General features: G+C 71.9%; 14 protein-coding genes. 3 read left to right on the forward strand and 11 right to left on the reverse strand.

The window, feature by feature from the left end:
- Positions 1-29 precede the first annotated feature (29 nt).
- Positions 30-1568 (forward strand): helix-turn-helix domain-containing protein, encoded by a 1539-nt coding sequence (locus EEW87_RS04700; protein ID WP_068276537.1) that lies wholly within the window; start codon positions 30-32, stop codon positions 1566-1568.
- 91 nt (positions 1569-1659) lie between these two features.
- Here EEW87_RS04700 and dxs read toward each other — a convergent pair whose 3' ends face one another.
- From dxs to EEW87_RS04730, 6 genes are all read right to left on the reverse strand, one after another.
- Entirely contained in the window at positions 1660-3522 is a 1863-nt protein-coding gene (gene dxs / locus EEW87_RS04705) for a 1-deoxy-D-xylulose-5-phosphate synthase (RefSeq protein WP_123091900.1), read from the reverse strand.
- A gap of 117 nt (positions 3523-3639) precedes the next feature.
- Complete coding sequence (locus EEW87_RS04710) at positions 3640-4008, reverse strand: hypothetical protein (RefSeq protein ID WP_123091901.1); 369 nt, start codon at positions 4006-4008, stop codon at positions 3640-3642.
- Positions 4009-4136: 128 nt separating this feature from the next.
- Complete coding sequence (locus EEW87_RS04715) at positions 4137-4862, reverse strand: SDR family oxidoreductase (protein ID WP_123091902.1); 726 nt, start codon at positions 4860-4862, stop codon at positions 4137-4139.
- A gap of 77 nt (positions 4863-4939) precedes the next feature.
- Positions 4940-7750 (reverse strand): aconitate hydratase, encoded by a 2811-nt coding sequence (locus EEW87_RS04720; protein ID WP_123091903.1) that lies wholly within the window; start codon positions 7748-7750, stop codon positions 4940-4942.
- Between the two features lie 156 nt (positions 7751-7906).
- Positions 7907-9217 (reverse strand): class I SAM-dependent RNA methyltransferase, encoded by a 1311-nt coding sequence (locus tag EEW87_RS04725; RefSeq protein WP_123091904.1) that lies wholly within the window; start codon positions 9215-9217, stop codon positions 7907-7909.
- A 2-nt stretch (positions 9218-9219) separates the two neighbouring features.
- A complete protein-coding gene (locus EEW87_RS04730) occupies positions 9220-11181 on the reverse strand; it encodes an APC family permease (protein WP_123091996.1) in 1962 nt (653 codons plus the stop codon).
- 153 nt (positions 11182-11334) lie between these two features.
- On the opposite strand from EEW87_RS04730, the gene EEW87_RS04735 reads away from it, so the two are divergent.
- Positions 11335-12000, forward strand: a complete 666-nt coding sequence (locus tag EEW87_RS04735; RefSeq protein ID WP_068276529.1) for a potassium channel family protein — start codon at positions 11335-11337, stop codon at positions 11998-12000.
- A gap of 9 nt (positions 12001-12009) precedes the next feature.
- Positions 12010-12684 (forward strand): potassium channel family protein, encoded by a 675-nt coding sequence (locus EEW87_RS04740; RefSeq protein WP_068275405.1) that lies wholly within the window; start codon positions 12010-12012, stop codon positions 12682-12684.
- A 63-nt stretch (positions 12685-12747) separates the two neighbouring features.
- Here EEW87_RS04740 and EEW87_RS04745 read toward each other — a convergent pair whose 3' ends face one another.
- From EEW87_RS04745 to EEW87_RS04765, 5 genes are read right to left on the reverse strand one after another with little or no spacing between them, the layout of a single operon-like run.
- Positions 12748-13479 (reverse strand): DUF3159 domain-containing protein, encoded by a 732-nt coding sequence (locus tag EEW87_RS04745; protein WP_123091905.1) that lies wholly within the window; start codon positions 13477-13479, stop codon positions 12748-12750.
- Entirely contained in the window at positions 13476-13841 is a 366-nt protein-coding gene (locus EEW87_RS04750; protein ID WP_068275402.1) for an OB-fold nucleic acid binding domain-containing protein, read from the reverse strand. The genes EEW87_RS04745 and EEW87_RS04750 overlap by 4 nt, the downstream gene beginning before the upstream one ends.
- A complete protein-coding gene (locus EEW87_RS04755) occupies positions 13838-14488 on the reverse strand; it encodes a DUF3710 domain-containing protein (RefSeq protein WP_123091906.1) in 651 nt (216 codons plus the stop codon). Before EEW87_RS04755 ends, EEW87_RS04750 begins: the two co-directional genes overlap by 4 nt.
- Positions 14475-14957, reverse strand: coding sequence for a dUTP diphosphatase (gene dut, locus EEW87_RS04760; protein ID WP_123091997.1), 483 nt, complete (start codon positions 14955-14957; stop codon positions 14475-14477). The genes EEW87_RS04755 and dut overlap by 14 nt, the downstream gene beginning before the upstream one ends.
- A gap of 2 nt (positions 14958-14959) precedes the next feature.
- On the reverse strand, positions 14960-15259 hold the full coding sequence (locus tag EEW87_RS04765; RefSeq protein ID WP_068275393.1) for a DUF4193 domain-containing protein: 300 nt from the start codon (positions 15257-15259) through the stop codon (positions 14960-14962).
- Positions 15260-15394: the final 135 nt, after the last annotated feature.

Below are 15394 nucleotides of genomic sequence, written 5' to 3' on the forward strand. Positions count from 1 at the left end.
TAACTCATATATGAGTTACCTTGGACGACGTGAGTGACGACTACCTGAACCGCATCGGCCTGCTGATCCGCGACGCCCGCGTCAAGCGCGGCATGTCCCAGTCCGAGCTGGCCGGCGTCCTGGAGACCAGCCAGGGCGCCGTGACCCGCGTCGAGTCCGGCAAGCAGAACCTCACGCTGGACTCCCTGGCCAAGATCAGCGAGGCCCTCGACACCGAGTTCCTCTCCTTCGGCAAGTCCGGCGTCGACGGCGCCGTGCACCTGCGCATCGAGGGCGGGCGGCAGCTGTCGGGCGCCATCGACGTCAAGACGAGCAAGAACGCCGCCGTCGCGCTGCTGTGCGCCTCGCTGCTCAACAAGGGCACGACGACCCTGCGCAGCCTGGCCCGCATCGAGGAGGTCAACCGCATCCTCGAGGTGCTGCACTCCATCGGCGTGCAGACGCAGTGGCTGCCCGACTCCAACGACCTGCGGATCACCCCGCCGGCCCGTCTCGACCTCGCGAGCATGGACGAGGCCGCGGCCCGCCGCACCCGCACGGTCATCATGTTCCTCGGCCCGCTGCTGCACGACATGCCGCAGTTCCGCCTGCCCTACGCCGGTGGCTGCGACCTCGGCACCCGCACGGTCGAGCCGCACCTCGCCTCGCTCAAGCACTTCGGGCTCGACGTCGAGGCCACCCAGGGCTTCTACGAGGCCCGTGTCAGCGACGCCGTCGGCACCGACAAGACGATCGTGCTCACCGAGCGCGGCGACACCGTCACCGAGAACGCCCTCATGGCCGCCGCCCGCGACACCGGCACGACGACCATCCGCAACGCCAGCCCCAACTACATGGTCCAGGACCTGTGCTTCTTCCTCGAGAAGCTCGGCGTGAGCATCGAGGGCATCGGCACGACGACCCTGCGGGTGCGCGGCGTCGCCGAGATCGACGTCGACGTCGAGTACAGCCCGAGCGAGGACCCGATCGAGGCGATGAGCCTCATCGCGGCCGCGGTCGTCACCGGCAGCGAGATCACCATCCGCCGTTCCCCCATCGAGTTCCTCGAGATCGAGCTGGCGACGCTCGAGCAGATGGGCATGCGCTACACGCTCTCGCCGGAGTACACGGCCGCCAACGGCCGCACGCGCCTCGTCGACATCACGACCCACCCCGGGCCGCTCAAGGCGCCGATCGACAAGATCCACCCGCTGCCCTTCCCGGGTCTGAACATCGACAACCTGCCCTTCTTCGCGCTCATCGCGGCGTGCGCCGAGGGCACGACGACGATCCACGACTGGGTCTACGAGAACCGCGCGATCTACCTCACCGAGCTGACGAAGATCGGCGGGCACGTCACCCTGCTCGACCCGCACCGCGTGCAGATCACCGGTCCGACCCGGTGGCGCGCGAACGAGGTCGCCTGCCCGCCGGCGCTGCGCCCCGGCGTCGTCGTCCTGCTCGCGATGCTCGCCGCGCCGGGCGTGAGCTTCCTGCGCAACGTCTACGTCATCAACCGCGGCTACGAAGACCTCGCCGAGCGCCTCAACGCCCTGGGCGCCGACGTGCGCCCCTTCCGGGACATCTGAGCCCGGTCCACCCGCGCCACCCGCACGAAGGGAGGGCCCGTCACCTCGTGGTGACGGGCCCTCCCTTCGTCGCCGGTGGGGCGACCGCCGGTCAGCGGCTGCGGAGCAGCTCCTCGACGATCGGCTCCGGGGTGAGGCCGACGGCCTCGAGCACCTGGCCGCGCGACGCGTGCTGGATGAACTCCTTGGGCAGGCCGAAGCGGTGCACGGGCACGCCGACCCCGCCGTCCTGCAGGGCGCGAGCCACCTCGGAGCCGACACCGCCGGCGACCGAGTTGTCCTCGAGCACGGCGACGCGGACGCTGCGGGCGGCGAGCGCGACGAGCGCCTCCGGCACCGGGAGCACCCAGCGCGGGTCGACGACGAGGGTGGTCAGCCCCTCGGCCGCGAGCTTCTCGGCGACGGTCGTCGAGGTGCCCGCCATCGCGCCCACCGAGACGACGAGGACGTCGGGGTCGACCTGGGGGTCGCCGAGCAGGACGTCGAGACCCTCGTGCGTCGCCACCGCCTCGATCGGGTCGGCGACGCTGCCCTTGGGGAAGCGCACGACGGTCGGGCCGTCGGTGACGTCGACCGCCTCGCGGACCGCTCGGCGGATCTGCTGGCCGTCGCGGGGAGCGGCGAGGCGCAGGCCGGGGACGATCGCGGCGAGCGACATGTCCCACATGCCGTGGTGGCTCGCGCCGTCCGGTCCGGTGACCCCGGAGCGGTCGAGCACGAAGGTGACGCCGGCGCGGTGCATCGCGCAGTCCATGAGGAGCTGGTCGAAGGCGCGGTTCAAGAAGGTCGCGTAGATCGCGACGACGGGGTGCAGGCCTGCGTACGCGAGGCCCGCGGCCATCGTCGTCGCGTGCTGCTCGGCGATGCCGACGTCGAAGATGCGGTCGGGGTATGCGTCGGCGAAGGGCTGCAGGCCGACCGGCATCATCATCGCCGCGGTGATCGCGACGACGTCCTCGCGCTCGGCGCCGAGGGCGACCATCTCGTCGCTGAACTCGTCGGTCCAGCTCCGCCCGGCGATCTCCAGCGGCAGGCCCGTCTCGGGGTTGATCTTGCCGACGGCGTGGAACTGGTCGGCGACGTCGTCGACGGCGTGGTCGTAGCCACGTCCCTTCTGCGTGATGCAGTGGACGAGCACCGGTCCGCCGAAGGCCTTGGCGCGGCGCAGCGCCTGCTCGAGCGCACCGAGGTCGTGCCCGTCGACCGGGCCGAGGTACTTGATGCCGAGGTCCTCGAACATCCCCTGGGGGGCCCAGAAGTCCTTCGCGCCCTTCTTCATCGAGTGGAAGGCCTGGTAGGCAGTGCGGCCGACGACGGGGGTGCGGGTCAGCTTGTCCTTGCCCCAGTCGAGGACCTGCTCGTACTGGCGGTTGGTGCGCAGCATCGCGAGGTGGTCGGCGAGCCCGCCGATCGTCGGGGCGTAGCTGCGCTCGTTGTCGTTGACGACGATGACGAGGGGCAGGTCCTTCTCGGAGGCGATGTTGTTCAGCGCCTCCCAGGCCATGCCGCCGGTGAGCGCCCCGTCGCCGATGACGGCGACGACGTGGCGGTCCTCGCCGCGCAGCCGGTAGCCGGACGCGATGCCCTCGGCCCACGACAGCGAGGTCGACGCGTGGCTGTTCTCGACGACGTCGTGCGGGGACTCCGCGCGGCTCGGGTACCCCGAGAGGCCGTCCTTGACGCGCAGGGCGGAGAAGTCGCTGCGGCCGGTGAGGATCTTGTGCACGTAGGACTGGTGACCGGTGTCGAAGACGAGCGTGTCGCTCGGGCTGTCGAAGACCCGGTGCAGCGCCATGGTCAGCTCGACGACACCGAGGTTGGGCCCGAGGTGACCGCCGGTGCGCGACACCTCGCGCACGAGGAAGGCCCGGATGTCGGCGGCGAGCGTGTCGAGCTCCTCCGGCGTCATCTCGTCGAGGTCGCGAGGACCGCTGATGCGCTCCAGGTCCGTCACCGGCTGTGTCCTTCCGAGGGGTGGGCGCACGGGTGCGTGCACACGAGCGCCCAGTCTAGGTGTCCTCGGCTGGGCGCTCCCTGCGAGGAGGGCTCGGCGTGGCGGGTGCCGCCGACGTCACATCCGCGGCACGTAGGTGCGCCCCGCGAGGGCGTCGCGCACCAGCTCGACCGCGTGCTCGGCGGTGCGCAGCCGGCGCCCCTCCGCCTCGAGCGCGGCGAGCAGCGGCTCGAGGGTGCCCGCTGGCAGCTCGGCGACCATGGCGACCCGGGCCTCGCGGTAGGCCTGCCGGGTCGCGTCGACCTGCGCGCGCACGTGCAGCCGGGCCAGCCAGGCGAGGGCGACGGGGTGGCGGCGCAGCACGTCGTGCCCGCGGTAGTCCGGCGGGCAATGGTCGAGCAGCCACCCGGTGACGTCGCCCTGCCAGCCCGTCGTGCCCGGCGGGCGCACGCCTGGTGGCCACCCCGGAGGCACGTGCTCGAACATGCGTTCGACGATACCCGCCGCCCCCGACGACGCCCGCCCCTCCCCCCTTCGCACCCCCCCTTCGCCGAGGTATGGAGATCGGTCGCCCGGACGGGGTCCGTGGCGACCGATCTCCATACCTCGCGGGGTCAGGGGTGGACGGGGCGGATGCTCAGCTCTTCGACCATCGCCTCGGGGCTCGCGTCGACGGCCAGACGGACGGTCGCGGCCACGGAGTCGGCCCGCAGGTGCTCGTCCGGGTCGTACGCGCGCCCCTTCGAGCGCTGGAGGTCGACCTGCATGTCGGTGTCGACCCGCCCCGGGTGGATCGAGCACACCCGCACCTGGCCGCGCTCCTCCTCGCGCAGGGCGTCGGTGAGCGCGCGGACGGCGAACTTCGAGGCGGAGTACGACCCGCCCCCGGCGCGCGAGGAGAAGCCGGACCCGGAGTTGATGACGACGACCTGCCCGCGCGCCTCGCGCAGCGCCGGGAGCAGGCGCCGGGTGAGGTCGGCGACCGCGACGACGTTGACCTCGAGCTGGACGCGCCAGTCCTCGCGCGTCAGCTCCTCCACCGTCCCGCTGCGGGCGATCCCCGCGCTGTGGACGAGGACCTCGAGACGTCCGCCGAGGACCTCGGCGGCGTGATCGACCGCGGCCGCGGTCTGCGCGTCGTCGCTCAGCTCGGCGACGAAGGGGTGAGCCGTGCACCCCTTCGTCGACAGGGCGGCGACCGCCTCGGCGACAGCGGCCTCGTCACGCCCGCCGACGAGCAGGTCGTGCGTCGGGGCGAGGACCTCGCAGATCGCGCGGCCGATGCCGCGGGTGCCCCCGGTGACGAGGGCGAGGGGACGTCTGGTGGGCTCGGTGGTCATGGCCCCACCCTAGGGACGCCGGCGGCCCGGCCCCCACGAAGGGGGACCGGGCCGTCGGGCGTCGGGCGCGGGTCTCGTCAGGCGACGAGCGAGCGCAGGACGTACTGCAGGATGCCGCCGTTGCGGTAGTACTCCGCCTCGCCGGGGGTGTCGATGCGCACGACCGCGTCGAAGGAGATCGGCTCGCCGCCGTCCTTCGTCGCCGTGACCTTGACGGTCTTGGGCGTCGTGCCCTCGTTGAGCGCGGTGATCCCCTCGACGTAGAAGGTCTCCGTGCCGTCGAGGCCGAGGCTCTCGGCGCTCTCGCCCTGCGGGAACTGCAGCGGGATGACCCCCATGCCGATGAGGTTGCTGCGGTGGATCCGCTCGTATGACTGGGCGATGACGGCGCGGACGCCGAGCAGGCGCGTGCCCTTCGCGGCCCAGTCGCGCGAGCTGCCCGAGCCGTACTCCTTGCCGGCGAGGACGACGAGCGGGGTGCCCTGCTCGGCGTAGGACTCCGAGGCCTCGAAGATCGAGGTCTGCTCGCCGCCGTTGGTGAAGTCGCGGGTGAAGCTGCCCTCGACGCCGTCCAGCAGCAGGTTGCGCAGCCGGATGTTGGCGAAGGTGCCGCGGATCATCACCTCGTGGTTGCCACGACGCGAGCCGTAGGAGTTGAAGTCCTTCTTGTCCACGCCGTGCTCGGCGAGGTAGCGGCCCGCCGGGCTGTCGGCCTTGATCGAGCCGGCCGGGCTGATGTGGTCGGTGGTCACCGAGTCACCGAGCCAGGCCAGGACGCGGGCCCCGGAGATGTCCTCGACCGGCTCGGGCTCGCGGCCCATCCCGTCGAAGTACGGCGCCTTGCGCACGTAGGTCGAGTCGGCGGCCCAGTCGAAGGTGTTGCCCTCGGGGGTCGGCAGGCCCGTCCAGCGCTCGTCACCGGCGAAGACGTCTGAGTACTTGTCGGCGAACATCTCGGTGCTCACGGCCTCGTCGATCGTGCGCTGCACGTCGGAGGGGTTCGGCCAGATGTCCTTGAGGTAGACGTCCTGGCCCTCGCCGTCCTGACCGATCGGGTCCGCGTCGAAGTCGAAGTCCATCGTCCCGGCGAGCGCGTACGCGATGACGAGCGGCGGCGAGGCGAGGTAGTTCATCTTGACGTCGGGGTTGATCCGGCCCTCGAAGTTGCGGTTGCCGGACAGGACCGCGGTCACCGCGAGGTCGCCCTGGGCCACGGCCTCGGACACCTCCGGGATGATCGGGCCGGAGTTGCCGATGCACGTCGTGCAGCCGTAGCCGACGAGGTGGTAGCCGAGCTTCTCGAGGTAGGGCCACATGCCGGCCTTCTCGTAGTACTCGGTGACGACCTTGCTGCCCGGTGCCATCGAGGTCTTGACCCACGGCTTGACGCTCAGACCACGCTCGACGGCGTTCTTGGCGAGCATGGCCGCGGCCATCATCACCGAGGGGTTCGAGGTGTTGGTGCAGCTCGTGATCGAGGCGATGGCGACGTGGCCGTGGTCGATGCTCACCTCGTGACCGTCGATGCTCACCTGGACGGCGTTGCTCGCCAGCCCGTTGGCCTCACCACCGGAGTGGCTCGGACGACCGGCCTCCTGCGACTCCTCGTGGGCGTCGTGCGACGGCGAGTCGGAGGCGGGGAAGGTGTCGGCCAGCTCGGCGTCGACGGCGCTCTTGTCGATGCCGTTGCCGTCCACGACGTAGTTGCGCAGGTCCTTGCGGAACTGCGACTTCGCGTCGGTGAGCGAGATGCGGTCCTGCGGACGCTTCGGGCCGGCGATCGAGGGGACGACGCTGGACAGGTCGAGCTCGAGGCGCTCGGAGTAGCGGGCCTCGAGGCTCGGGTCGTGCCACAGGCCCTGCTCCTTGGCGTAGGCCTCGACGAGGTCGAGCTGCTCCTGGGGGCGGCCGGTGAGACGCATGTAGTCGAGCGTCACGTCGTCGACGGGGAAGATCGCGCAGGTGGAGCCGAACTCGGGGCTCATGTTGCCGATCGTCGCGCGGTTGGCCAGCGGCACCGCGGTGACGCCCTCGCCGTAGAACTCGACGAACTTGCCGACGACGCCGTGGTCGCGCAGCATCTCGGTGATCGTGAGGACGACGTCGGTCGCCGTCGCACCCTGGGGGATCTCGCCGGTCAGCTTGAAGCCGACGACGCGCGGGATGAGCATCGAGATGGGCTGGCCGAGCATCGCGGCCTCGGCCTCGATCCCGCCGACGCCCCAGCCGAGCACACCGAGGCCGTTCTCCATCGTCGTGTGGCTGTCGGTGCCGACGCAGGTGTCGGGGTAGGCCTGGAGCGTGCCCTCGACCTCGCGGGTCATCGTCACGCGGGCCAGGTGCTCGATGTTGACCTGGTGGACGATCCCGGTGCCCGGGGGGACGACCTTGAAGTCCTCGAAGGCGGTCTGCCCCCAGCGCAGGAACTGGTAGCGCTCCTCGTTGCGCTCGTACTCGAAGTCGACGTTGCGCTCGAAGGCGTCACGCTGGCCGAAGACGTCGATGATCACCGAGTGGTCGATGACGAGCTCGGCCGGGGCGAGCGGGTTGATCTTCGAGGGGTCGCCGCCGAGGTCGGCGACGGCCTCGCGCATGGTCGCGAGGTCGACGACGCAGGGGACGCCGGTGAAGTCCTGCATGATGACGCGAGCAGGGGTGAACTGGATCTCGGTGTCGGGCTCCGCGGTCTCGTCCCACTGCCCGAGGGCGTTGATGTGGTCCGCCGTGACGTTCGCGCCGTCCTCGGTCCGCAGGAGGTTCTCGAGCAGGACCTTGAGGCTGTAGGGCAGCGTCTGCGAGCCCTCCACCTGCGCCAGCCGGAAGATCTCGTAGGACGCGTCACCGACGCTGAGCTCGCCCTTCGCACCGAAGGTGTTCGCACTGGGCACTGTCGACTCCTCTGTCGTGGTTTTTATCTTGACGTCAAGATAAACCTATCACAGCCCCCGTGCGTCACGGGGTCCGGTTCTGCTCCCACTGTCTCGCACACGGGGCCGCTCGGCGCGCCGAGCAGCAGCCCTCGTCGGCGGGCGGACAGGGCGCTCTCAGCCCGCCGGGACGAAGGTCGCGACGCACTCGACGTGGTGCGTCATCGGGAAGGCGTCGAGCGAGCGCAGCGCGTCGAGCTCGTACCCGCCTGCCCGCAGGGTGGCGGTGTCGCGCCCCAGCGCGGCGGGGTCGCAGGCGACGTAGACGAGGCGCCGAGGGCGCATCGCGAGCAGCGCCTCGACGACCCCGCGACCGGCGCCGGTGCGCGGCGGGTCGAGGACGACGACGTCGGCGCTCGGCGGCAGCAGCTGGGAGCGGGCCGGAGCGCGTCCCCCGCGCTGACCACGGCGCCGGCCCTGCCGGGGCACCCCCAGGAGGTCGTCGACCCGACCGGGCACGACGACGGCGTGCCGCTGCTCGGCGAGGTTCTCGGCGAGGTGGTCCAGGGCGAGCGGGTCCGACTCGACGGCGAGCAGCTGGCCGTCCGCCCCGGTCGCCTCGGCCAGCGGCAGCGAGAGCAGGCCGACCCCGCTGTAGAGGTCGAGCACCCGCTCGCCCGGCTGCACCTGTGCCGCCTCGAGGACGGCCTCGACGAAGGCGCGCGGCGCATCGGCGTGGACCTGCCAGAAGCCGCGCGCGTCGACGCTCATCTCGCGCTCCCCCGTGGGCGTGGCCACCCGCTCGGTGAGGGTGATGCGCTGCGCCCGGCCCTGCGGGCCGACCTCGACGAGCGCGACGTCCTCCTCGCCGGAGGCGGCGACGACGTCGACGGCCACCGCGTCCTCGAGGCCGCCCTCGGCGGCCTCCTGCGCGGCCGCGGCGATGCCCTCGTCGACCCTCGGGTGGGCGATGGGGCACCCGGTGACCGCCACGAGGTCGTGCGAGCGGTGCTTGCGCAGCCCGACGAAGGGGGTCCCCCCGCCCTCTCGCCCGACCGCCACCTCGACCCGGGTGCGGTAGGCCAGCCCATCGGTGTCGCCCAGCGGCTCGACGACCACCTCGCGCTCGACCCCGCCGAGGCGCTGGAGCTGCTCGACGACGACCTGCGCCTTGAGGGTGCGCTGGTGCTCGGTGCTCACGTGCTGGAGGTCGCAGCCGCCGCAGCCCCCGGGCCCGGAGACGGGGCAGCGCCGCGGCACGCGGTGCTCGGAGGCCTCGAGGACCTCGACGGCGTCGCCGCGCACGAAGCGGTCGCCGGGTCCCCCTTCGGTGATCCTCACGACCACCCGCTCCCCCGGGATGGTGTGGCGCACGAAGACCACGCGCCCGTCGTGGCGAGCCACGCAGTGCCCGCCGTGCGCGACCGGGCCGACGACGACCTCGATCTCGTCGCCGACGGCCAGCTCGTCTCCTGCAGGTGTCGTCATGCTCACTTCTCTCCTCGTCGCACGTCGCCCGCGACGGGTCCGTCGAAGCGCTCCTCGGCACCCTGCGAGCTCGCGAGCTGCCACGGCACCGAGCTCACCATGACCCCTGGGGTGAAGAGCAGGCGCGACCTCAGCCGCAGCGCGCTCTGGTTGTGCAGCAGCTGCTCCCACCAGTGCCCGAGGACGTACTGCGGGATGTAGACGACGACGAGGTCGCGCGGGTTGCCCGAGCGGATCGACTTCACGTAGTCGACGACCGGCCGCGTGATCTCGCGGTAGGGCGAGTCGAGCGACTTCAGCGGCACGGGGATCCCCCGGCGCAGCCACTCGGCCTGGATCTGGGCGGTCTCGTCCGGGTCGACGTCGACGGTGATCGCCTCGAGGCGCGATGGCCGGGTCGCGGCGGCGTAGGCGACGGCTCGCAGCGTCGGCTTGTGGATCTTGCTCACGAGGACGATGGCGTGGACCCGCGAGGGGAGCAGCTGCTGCTGCGTGTCGTCCTCGCGGACCGCGAGCTCCTCGCGCACGTGGTCGTAGTGCCGTCGGATCGCGATCATCAGGGCGAAGAGCACGCCCATCGCCGCGAGCGCGTAGCCCGCGCCGTGGGTGAACTTCGTCAGCAGGACGACGACGAGAACCGTGCCCGACATCGCCGCGCCGACGGCGTTGATCGCCCGTGAGCGGCGCATGCGGCGGCGGGCCCGCTCGTCCTTCTCGACCGCGAGGTGGCGGTTCCAGTGGCGCACCATGCCGGTCTGGCTCAGCGTGAAGGAGATGAAGACCCCGACGATGTAGAGCTGGATGAGGGCCGTGACCTCGGCGTCGTAGGCGACGATGAGCGCCGCGGCGGCGGCCGCGAGGATGATGATGCCGTTGCTGAAGGCGAGGCGGTCGCCGCGGGTGTGCAGCTGGCGCGGCAGGTAGCCGTCCTTGGCGAGGATCGACCCCAGGACGGGGAAGCCGTTGAAGGCGGTGTTCGCCGCGAGCACGAGGATGAGCCCGGTGACGACCGAGACGAGGACGACGCCGGGGTGGAAGCCGGAGAAGACCGACTTCGCGACCTGGCCCATCACCGTGTCCTGGACGTAGGAGTCGCCGACGGGCACGCCGTCGCGCAGCAGCTGGCGCTGCGGGTCGTCGGCGAAGTGGACCCCCGTCCACGTCGCGAGGGTCATCATCGACAGCAGCATCGTCGTCGCGACCGCACCCATGAGGAGCAGCGTCGTCGCGGCGTTCGTCGACTTGGGCTTCTTGAAGGCCGGCACGCCGTTGCTGATCGCCTCGACACCGGTGAGCGCCGCACACCCGGAGGAGAAGGCGCGCAGGAGCAGGAAGGCCATCGCCAGCGTGCCGAGCTGCTCGTACCCGGCCTCGGGCGCGAGGGTGAGGTCGGCCGACTCGGCCTGCGGCAGCTCGCCGAAGGTGCGCCGGGCGAAGCCGACGAGCGCCATCCCGAGCACGGCGGCCATGAAGAGGTAGGTGGGGATCGCGAAGGCGGAGCCCGACTCGCGCACCCCGCGCAGGTTCATCGCGGTGAGGGCGACGACGATGCCGACGGCGACGAGGGCCTCGTGCCCGCGCAGGAAGGAGAAGGCGGACGCGGCGTTCTGCACCCCCGAGCTCACCGACACGGCCACCGTGAGGACGTAGTCGACGAGCAGCGCGCTCGCGACGGTCAGCCCGGCGCGCGGCCCGAGGTTGACGCTCGCGACCTCGTAGTCACCGCCGCCGGAGGGGTAGGCGTGGACGTTCTGGCGATAGCTGAGGACGACGACGACCATGACGACGACGACCGCCAGCGCGATCTCCCACGAGTGGGTGAGGGCGAGGGCGCCGCCGGCCAGACCGAGGGTCAGCAGGATCTCGTCCGGGGCGTAGGCCACGGAGGACAGCGCGTCGCTGGCGAAGACCGGCAGCGCGATCTTCTTGGGCAGCAGCGTCTCGCCGAGACGGTCGCTGCGCATCGCTCGGCCGACGAGCACCCGCTTGAGCAGACGACCCCTGGACACGAGGCAGAACTGTACGCGGGCACCGGGCCCGCCGCTGCGCGACGACGAGGTGCCGCGTCACCCCTTCGCCCCCCGGCCGCCGCACGTGCCGGCGTGTACCGTCGCACCGTGCATTTCGTCATCATGGGGTGCGGTCGCGTGGGGGCCTCGCTCTCCCGGTCGCTGGAGCGCGGCGGCCACGACGTCGCCGTCGTCGACCAGGACCCGGCGGCCTTCCGCCGGCTCGGCCCGGAGTTCGCCGGGCGACGTGTCGAAGGGGTCGGCTTCGACCGGGACACCCTGCTGCAGGCCGGCATCGAGCAGGCCTACGCCTTCGCCGCCGTCTCCAGCGGTGACAACTCCAACATCCTCGCCGCCCGGGTGGCGCGCGAGACCTTCGGCGTCGAGCACGTCGTCGCCCGCATCTACGACCCGGACCGCGCCGAGATCTACCAGCGCCTGGGCATCCCCACGGTCGCGACGGTGCGGTGGACCGCCGACCAGGTGATCCGCCGGCTCCTGCCGCAGGGTCACGCCCCCGAGCACACCGACGCCTCCGGCGCCGTCATCATCGCCGAGGTGCAGGTCGACCCGTCGTGGGTCGGTCGTCGTCTCTCGCAGCTCGAGTCGGCGACGGGCACCCGCGTCGCCTACCTCACCCGGCTCGGCGAGGGCACGATCCCCGGGCCGGACACGGTCTACCAGGAGGGCGACCTCGTCCACCTGACCATCCCGCGCACGCGCGTCGGAGACGTCGAGCGCGTCCTCGACAAGGCCCCTCCGGCGCAGGACTGAGAGGACACCATGCGAGTCGTCATCGCCGGGGCCGGCAGCGTGGGCCGCTCCATCGCCCGTGAGCTGCTCGACAACGAGCACGAGATCCTCCTCGTCGACAAGCACGCCGACGAGGCCCGGGTGGCCAAGCTGCCCGAGGCCAGCTGGCTGGCCGGCGACGCGTGCGAGATCTCCACCCTGCTCGAGGCGGGCCTGGCCGACTGCGACGTCGTCGTCGCCGCCACCGGCGACGACAAGGTCAACCTCGTCGTCTCGCTGCTCGCCAAGACCGAGTTCGGCGTGCCGCGCACCGTCGGTCGGGTCAACAACCCCAAGAACGAGTGGATGTTCGACGAGTCGTGGGGCGTCGACGTCGCCGTGTCGACCCCGCGCATCATGACCGCGCTCGTCGAGGAGGCGGTGAGCGTCGGCGACCTCGTGCGGATCTTCGAGTTCCAGCAGGGCAGCGCGACGATGGTCGAGATCACCCTGCCCGCGGACAACCCCTACGTCGGGCGTCGGGTCGGCGACATCACCTTCCCCGTGGACACCGTCCTCACCGGGATCATCCGCGACGCCCGCCCGATCCACCCCTCGGTCGACGACGCCCTCGAGGCGCTCGACGAGCTGCTCTTCCTCACCACGGCCGAGGCCGAGCCCCAGCTGGCGCACATGATGAGCCCGCGGCGCGGCGCGACCGCCTGACCGACCGGGGCGTCACGCCCTCTCGACCCCCCGACTCCCCGAGCACCGGGGCCGCCGGAGCGCTCAGCGCGGCGGGTACGGGCCGGCCGGCTCCTGGAGGAGCTCGTCGCCGGGCTCGATCGGGGTCTGGCCACGCAGGAGCATCACGCCCATGAGGGCGACGGCGGCCGCCCACAGCGGCCAGCCGAGGACGACCTTGCTCACGGTCAGGCCCGCGACGTTCTCGGCGAGGTAGAGCGGACCCATGATCGCCACCCGGATCGCGTAGACCGCGACGAGCACGAGGGTGAGCCGGCTGCACACCCGCACGGCGGCGGGGTTGCGCCGCCAGCGGGTGAAGTCGCCCTCGCGAGCCGCCGGGTCGGTGGCGCCGATCATCAGACCGACGAGGGGCCAGCGCAGCACGACCGACAGGGCGGCCGCGACGCCGTAGGCCAGGCTCGTGAGGATCCCGGGCAGGAAGGCGTCCTCGGCGTTCCCGGAGCGCAGCGCGAAGAAGGCGGCGATGGCCGCGGCGAAGACGCCGGAGACGACGAACTGCACGCTCGAGCGCGAGGCCAGACGGGCGAGCAGCAGGACGACGACGAGCACCCCGGCGGCACCGAGGGAGATCATGCGGTCCTGCGTCATCGACCAGGAGATGACGAAAGCGAGCATCGGCAGCGTCGTCTCGAGCGAGCCCCGGATGCCGCCGAGGGCGTCGGACAGACGCTGGCGGATGAGCCCCTCGACCGTCGTCGGCACTGGGCGCAGGGCCTCGGGCGTGCCGGCTGGCGCGTCCGCGTCGCGGCTCATGAGGGCGGGGGGACGATGTCGTAGGACGGGTTGTAGATCGTGCGGTTGCGCGTCCCCTGGCACAGCCGGCCGTGGGCACGCACGTAGGTGCCGGGGCGGATGCCGCCGATCTCTCGCCGGCCCAGCCAGACGAGGTCGACGGGGCACGTACCGTCGTAGAGCTCGGCGACGAGCGCGGGCACCGTGACCCGCGGGCGCAGGGTGACGCTGCGGATCGTGCCGGCGACGGTGACGACCTCGCGGTCGGGTGCCTCATCAAGCGCGGTGCAGCCGAGGTCCTTCGCACCCGTGCGCAGCTCGTCGTCGACGAGGTCGTCGTCGGAGCGCACGATGTCGCGCAGGCGGCGCAGGACGGTGCTCATGACTGCTCGGTCGCCGGCATCTTCAGCTCGAGCATCTCGCGCGGCGCCATCGGGTCGGCGCCACGGACGACGACGAGGTCGCGGACGACGTCGTCGAGGCGGGCGCGGGCCGCGTCGTCGACCGCGGCGCGGCCGGAGTACACGGCACGCAGGAACCACCGGGGGCCGTCGACCCCGGCGAAGATCGCAGGGGCGAAGACCGTGCGGCCGTCGCCGCCGGGCTGGGGCAGCCGGGTGCGCAGCTCGGTGCCGAAGGGACCGGTGCCCTCCTCGACGGTGCCGCGGTTCTTCTCGATCATCTCGGCGATCTCGCCGCGGATCTCGTCCCAGATGCCGCTGGAGCGGGGCGCGGCGAAGGCCTGGAGCTGGACGGTGGCGTCGTCGACGCCGACCTGCACGGCGGAGACAGCGTCGGACGTCGGGTCGACCTCGAGCCGCAGCTCCATGCCGGGGCCGGGGCGCAGCCACAGCCCGCCGAAGTCGACGCGGCCGTCGGCCTCGCCGACCTGGGACTGGTCGAAGGGACCGCTCTCGCCCGCCGCGACGGCGGTGCCGTCCGACGTCTCGTCGGCCGTCGTCGAGCCGTCGGCGTCCTGGGTCTGCGGGGCGTCGCCCTGCTCCGACGCCTTCTTCTTACGACCGAACATCGTGTCCTGGACCTTCCTCGATGGTGAAGCCCCCGCTGGAGCCGTGACCAGTCTCGCCCCGGAGCGACCCGGGGAGCGAATCGACCTCGACGAAGTCGCCGGTGCCGACCTCCTGGAGCACGAGCTGCGCGATGCGGTCGCCGGCGGCGAGGGTCACCGCGCGCTCACGGTCGAGGTTGACGAGGTTGACGAGGATCTCTCCCCGGTACCCCGAGTCGACCGTGCCGGGGGCGTTGACGACCGAGACCCCGTGCCGGGCGGCGAGCCCGGAGCGGGGGTGCACCAGACCCACCCAGCCCGGCGGCAGCGCGATCGCGACCCCGGTGGGGACGAGCGCACGCTCGCCGGGCGCGAGGGTGACCTCGGCGACGCTGGTGAGGTCCGCGCCGGCGTCGCCGTCCTTGGCGTACGTCGGCAGCACCGCGTCGGCGTGGAGCCGACGGACGAGGACCTCGGGTCGGGCAGCCATGCTCAGGCGGCGCACTCCCGGCAGATCGGGCCGGACGTGCCCTCGCTGGCGAGCTGGCTGCGGTGGTGGACGAGGAAGCAGCTGGTGCAGGTGAACTCGTCGGCCTGACGAGGCAGGACCCGCACCGACATCTCCTCACCGGAGAGGTCGGCCCCGGGCAGCTCGAAGCCCTCGGCCGCCTCGGTCTCGTCGACGTCGACGTTGCTCGACTGCTGGTCGGCTCGTCGAGACTTCAGCTCCTCGATGGAGTCCTCGGAGATGTCGTCGTCGGTCTTGCGTGGAGCGTCGTAGTCGGTTGCCATTGTGGTGGTCATTCCCCTCAGCGCGCGTGGTAGATCGTGGTCGGGTCGTGCAACGCACGACCCCGCAGTTTTGTGCCCGGCGGGGCGGATTGTGCCTGAGCGGGGGGCACGAGCGCCACCTGGGTTCGCAGGGGG

The sequence above is a fragment of the Janibacter melonis genome, from assembly GCF_003721155.3.
GTDB lineage: Bacteria > Actinomycetota > Actinomycetes > Actinomycetales > Dermatophilaceae > Marihabitans > Marihabitans melonis.

What these genes read in the sequence shown, in the direction of transcription:
- EEW87_RS04710 (WP_123091901.1), bottom strand. Translation starts at nt 4,008, where the DNA reads ATGTTCGAGCACGTGCCTCCGGGGTGGCCACCAGGCGTGCGCCCGCCG.
- EEW87_RS04715 (WP_123091902.1), bottom strand. Translation starts at nt 4,862, where the DNA reads ATGACCACCGAGCCCACCAGACGTCCCCTCGCCCTCGTCACCGGGGGC.
- EEW87_RS04725 (WP_123091904.1), bottom strand. Translation starts at nt 9,217, where the DNA reads ATGACGACACCTGCAGGAGACGAGCTGGCCGTCGGCGACGAGATCGAG.
- EEW87_RS04730 (WP_123091996.1), bottom strand. Translation starts at nt 11,181, where the DNA reads ATGCGCAGCGACCGTCTCGGCGAGACGCTGCTGCCCAAGAAGATCGCG.
- EEW87_RS04740 (WP_068275405.1), top strand. Translation starts at nt 12,010, where the DNA reads ATGCGAGTCGTCATCGCCGGGGCCGGCAGCGTGGGCCGCTCCATCGCC.
- EEW87_RS04745 (WP_123091905.1), bottom strand. Translation starts at nt 13,479, where the DNA reads ATGAGCCGCGACGCGGACGCGCCAGCCGGCACGCCCGAGGCCCTGCGC.
- EEW87_RS04750 (WP_068275402.1), bottom strand. Translation starts at nt 13,841, where the DNA reads ATGAGCACCGTCCTGCGCCGCCTGCGCGACATCGTGCGCTCCGACGAC.
- EEW87_RS04755 (WP_123091906.1), bottom strand. Translation starts at nt 14,488, where the DNA reads ATGTTCGGTCGTAAGAAGAAGGCGTCGGAGCAGGGCGACGCCCCGCAG.
- dut (WP_123091997.1), bottom strand. Translation starts at nt 14,957, where the DNA reads ATGGCTGCCCGACCCGAGGTCCTCGTCCGTCGGCTCCACGCCGACGCG.
- EEW87_RS04765 (WP_068275393.1), bottom strand. Translation starts at nt 15,259, where the DNA reads ATGGCAACCGACTACGACGCTCCACGCAAGACCGACGACGACATCTCC.